Raw genomic sequence first — 4,732 nt, 5'->3', positions numbered from 1 at the left:
GTCATGGTTATTACCCATAACTTCTCCAATCTATAAATGCGTTGTTTTTGTGTGTTAATTTCGACGAATAAACGCCAAAGTCTGATTGTTTTGAACTCGCTCAACATGTGGATTTTGCCAATCGACAGCTTCGCCTTGTCCAATTACGAGCAGCCCTTTAGGGGCCAGCCTTTCTACCAGACTATTCAGAATGTTGTGTTTTAATTCCTTGCGGAAGTAAATCAGAACATTCTGGCAATATATCGTATCCATGTTTCTCAGAGGGCTTTTATCAACATCAATCATATTCGCCATCGAGAAACAGACTTTTTGTTTGAGCTCACTACCGACTCGATATATATCGGGGCTGAGTTGCTCAAAATACTGGTCAACCAATCTGCGATCTAGGTCCACCAGCTTACGAACGTTATATATACCTTCTCTAGCTTTACTAAGTACCGGAAGGCTTATATCTGTTGCAGTAACACCAAAGTTACTTAACGCTCTTTTTTCTTTCAGAAGCATTTGTTGGCAAAGCATCGCCAAGGTATATGGTTCTTCTCCGGAGCTGCAACCTACACTCCATATGTTTATCGCTTCGTTTCGAGATTTTCTGCGAATTTGATCAGTTAGATATTCGCAAAATAACTCCATCGACTCAGGATTTCGGTAAAAACGTGTCTCCTGAACCATCACTCTATCGAGCAAAGTGTTCCACTCGACGATGCCGCTTGGCTTGGCACATACTTTTGCGTAGTAGTCGTCAAAGCTAGCGCATGCAATCTCTCTCATTCGAATGATTAGATTCGATTGGAGAAGCGACCGGTGATAGTACGAGATGTACATCCCAGTTCGATCTTCAAGTAATGCTTGCCACTGATGAAACTGAGCATCAGTTAGCACAGGAAAAGGCGTTGATTCCCAGTTCATTCGTGACTCATTACCCGGATACTCGCATGCTTGTGCTACGTCAGGATTCAGTAGGGCTTCCATTGCGACTACCTACAGCCAATCAGCTCGCTTTATTACACGATACCTTCATCGTTGCCCTCAGAATACTCTGAGTCACCTTCGTCGGCAGGAAGCTTAAAGCCTGACACCGATGCTCGAAGCTGACTAGCCATTTCAGCAAGGTTACCGATAGATTTCGCTGTTGCCGTCGTACCTGATGAAGTTTGAGAGGTAATCTCTTGAATAACGTTCATCGTGTTAGAAATGTGACCCGCCGACAATGACTGTTGACGTGACGCGTTAGAGATATTCTGGATCAAGTCTGCAAGACTCATCGAAACTGTTTCGATTTCTTCTAGGGCAACACCCGCATCTTGTGCAAGTCGAGCTCCTCGTACCACTTCTGCCGTGGTGTGTTCCATCGAGATTACCGCTTCGTTGGTATCTGTCTGAGTGGTTTTAACCAGTGCTTCAATCTGCTTGGTTGCAGCAGAAGAACGTTCCGCCAGTCTCTGTACTTCGTCGGCAACAACCGCGAAGCCTCGACCTGCATCCCCAGCCATCGATGCCTGAATCGCAGCGTTCAAAGATAGAATGTTGGTCTGGTCGGCAATGTCGTTGATCAAGGATACGATATCCCCGATTTCCTGAGATGATTCACCCAAGCGTTTGATACGTTTTGATGTTTCTTGAATCTGCTCACGAATAGTGTCCATGCCGTGGATGGTATTTTGTACCACTTCAGCACCTTTCTTCGCGATGGTTACCGATCTTTCCGCAACCGAAGTAGACTCTGCAGCGTTAGATGATACTTGGTCGATAGACACCGCCATTTCGTTAACCGCGGCAGAAGCACCCGCAATTTCTTGCGCCTGATGCTCTGAAGATTCAGCCAGCTGCATCGCTGTGCCCTGTGTTTCCTGGGCTGATGAAGCAACCTGTAAGGCGGTATCACGAATAGCTTTTACCAAGCCACGCATTTGGTCGATCGCGAAGTTAATCGAGTCAGCAATTGCACCCGTGAAATCCTCGGTTACTGTTGCTTCTGTTGTCAGGTCACCATCAGCAAGGTCGGCAAGTTCATCAAGTAAACGTAAGATTGCGTTTTGGTTCTGTTCGTTCTGTTCTTCCGTCATTTGCAGACGATTTTGAGATTCGCGGTATAAGTACCAGCCAGCATAAACAATCAACATGATGATTAGCGCTAGAATGATATAAGCCGTATTCGGGTTAAAGAAGCGGTCATCAGCCTGGTTTTGGAACTGGTTCGATAGAGTAGATGTATCTTTTTTCAGTGCGATAGAATTTTCGAAGATAGAGTTAGCAGCGTTACGTACTTTGAATAGTTCGGGAGAGGTTTCAAGTATCGCTTTAACGTTACTGTCGACAAACTCAAAGAGCTCGGCGATCGCTTCAAGGCCGTAGATAGCATCTTCGTCAGTTACCTGAGAAATCTGCATAGCCTCATTGCCTTCAAACATGGAGTTCATTACACGTCCGAATAGTGTCGCATCTTCACCGAAGCGGTTGGCTGCAATAGCGGCATCTTCATCACCCGTAAGGATGTTGTTAACACTACGTACAATACGTTCTGCACGAAGAGACTGGCGTTCAGCAACTGAGATCTGGTCTGCGGGAGCATCGTTCTCAAGTAGAATCATGACCACGTCTTCATACTCAATCTGGAGCTGAGGAATGGTTTCGTTTAATGTTTCAGCGATCTGGTGCAGGGTCAAAACCGTTTCCTTGTTTTCCAGGATACGGTCAGCATTGCTTTTTACTGTTTTCCACAGGTCGGTTACACCGGCGTCATCAGCAAGGTTTGATGGCGGCAAGCCGGTTTCATCATTACCTTGGTTGATTAACTGTAGCTTGTTTTCAAAGTCATCTCTAGACTTCTTCAACTGATCAAAGGCCTCTTCTTTACCGGCAGCAGCTTCAGTTGCGTTCTTTGCGACCTCTTGAGACAGTACGCGCAAATCACTAGCGTGACTGGCATATTCGACATCGTGGTTACCGTCTCTAGTGATAAAATATGAAACAACTAAAAGCGAAATCAATAACACGATCAGCGCTGAGCCCACTAAAAGAATTTGTGAGTTGGCGCTCTGGTCTGTGCTAAATTTTCCAGATATGATTTTCATTTCCTGGCTCCCGGCCTTGTACGATCTAGTGTTTGTTTTTCAATTTACTGCTTTCAAATGATGAGCAGCGTTACTACCTGACTGCAACATCAAGAAACTTTTTATTGTTTGTCAGTGTGAAGGTATCAAATACATTCCATTGACTATTGTTCTTTTCAAATGCGCCTTTTATAAAAGGCTGGATTGACTTTTCTAATAGTGAGTTAGCATTCTTTTGAAAGCTATCAGCTGAAAAGTACTGCATGCCGTGAACGCTATCTACGACAAAGCCGCTAAGAATCTCACCGTGCTCGACGATTAAGACTCGTTTATCTCTGCTCTTTTTGGAGCTGGATTCAACATCAAAAAATAAGGCTAAATCCATGATTGGAAGTAGACGGCCACGTACGTTTGCTACACCAAGCATCCAGTTTCGTACACCTGGAACAGAGGTGTACTTGGGTAGGTGCAGGATTTCAGATACTGAACCCATTGGAGCAACGAACTGAGTGTTGGCAATCGTAAAGCCGATACCATTCCATAACTCTACAGCTTCGTCTTGCGCAGGCAGCCCCGCAGCGTACTTAACGCTACGGTTTACGATGTCAGCTAGAATATCAAAGGGGCTAGCTTGCTTGGCAGAAGATGCGCTCATGCTCTGTTAATACCCTAACCCAGCAATTCGTTGATAGTTTGAATCAGGCTACTTTCTGGCACAGGTTTTACAAGATATCCTTTGGCGCCTTGGCGTGTACCCCATACCCGGTCTGTTTCCTGGTCTTTTGTTGTCACGATAATTACCGGAATTTCAGCAGTTTCAGTTGCTCGAGTTAATTGTCGAGTGGCCTGAAAACCATTTAAACCTGGCATCACGACATCCATCAGGATTAGGTCAGGTTGTTCTGCTCTCGCAACAGCAACGCCATCAGCACCATTATCAGCGGTAATCACCTCATGATTGTTGCTTTCTAGAATGGTTGAAATTTTACGAATCTCTGTAGGCGAGTCGTCCACGATCAAAATGCGAGCCATAATTCCTCCTGGCAAAATACTACTCTTTGTAAACCGAAATAATTAGCTGACTTGGCTATTCGGCATATGGGTGCGAATAGTATTCAATAATTCATCTTTACTAAATGGTTTGGTTAAATATTGGTCTGACCCAACGATACGACCTTTCGCCTTATCAAAAAGACCATCCTTACTGGACAGCATTATGACGGGGGTAGACTTGAAGGCACTGTTATTTTTTATCAGCGCACAGGTTTGATAACCATCCAGCCTAGGCATCATGATATCAACAAATATTATATCGGGGTGGGAGTCTGCTATCTTAGCGAGCGCATCAAAACCATCTGTAGCGGTGATGACGGTACAGCCAACTTTTTTTAGCAGAGTCTCTGCGGTACGACGAATAGTCTTACTATCGTCGATAACCATAATTTTAAGGTTTTCGAAATTATCTTCCATTATCCAGCAGCCTAAGGCACTTGAAGAACAATTAGCGTCGGGTCTGACATGTCTTGTACGCGACGCACTACGATATTCCAAGCCTGAACTTGTCAAACCTGGTATTTACTTTTCACGGTCACGATACAAAATTCGGCGACCATTATTTCACTATAGACCAATATCTTAAAAGTGTTTGTTAATATCAAATCACGATTAATTTCATAAGC

Annotated in this window: 5 protein-coding genes; all 5 read right to left on the bottom strand. The window is 44.4% G+C overall.

Translation table 11 applies throughout. The features are described 5' to 3' along the window. Positions 1–54: 54 nt before the first annotated feature. On the bottom strand, positions 55–972 hold the full coding sequence (locus A3761_RS16780) for a protein-glutamate O-methyltransferase CheR (protein ID WP_082865245.1): 918 nt from the start codon (positions 970–972) through the stop codon (positions 55–57). A gap of 32 nt (positions 973–1,004) precedes the next feature. Then, complete coding sequence (locus A3761_RS16775) at positions 1,005–3,074, bottom strand: methyl-accepting chemotaxis protein (RefSeq protein ID WP_068740084.1); 2,070 nt, start codon at positions 3,072–3,074, stop codon at positions 1,005–1,007. A gap of 73 nt (positions 3,075–3,147) precedes the next feature. Next, positions 3,148–3,708: a chemotaxis protein CheW gene (locus A3761_RS16770; protein WP_068508699.1), complete on the bottom strand. Its 561-nt coding sequence runs from the start codon at positions 3,706–3,708 to the stop codon at positions 3,148–3,150. A gap of 14 nt (positions 3,709–3,722) precedes the next feature. Next, positions 3,723–4,085 (bottom strand): twitching motility response regulator PilH, encoded by a 363-nt coding sequence (gene pilH, locus A3761_RS16765; RefSeq protein ID WP_068553627.1) that lies wholly within the window; start codon positions 4,083–4,085, stop codon positions 3,723–3,725. 42 nt (positions 4,086–4,127) lie between these two features. After that, positions 4,128–4,523 carry a twitching motility response regulator PilG gene (gene pilG, locus A3761_RS16760; RefSeq protein WP_068508694.1) on the bottom strand — a complete coding sequence of 132 codons (396 nt, stop codon included), beginning with the start codon at positions 4,521–4,523 and terminating at the stop codon, positions 4,128–4,130. Between the last annotated feature and the right edge of the window lie 209 nt (positions 4,524–4,732).

This window comes from Oleiphilus sp. HI0123 (genome assembly GCF_001635315.1).
This window is presented reverse-complemented; position numbering and strand designations above follow the sequence as displayed.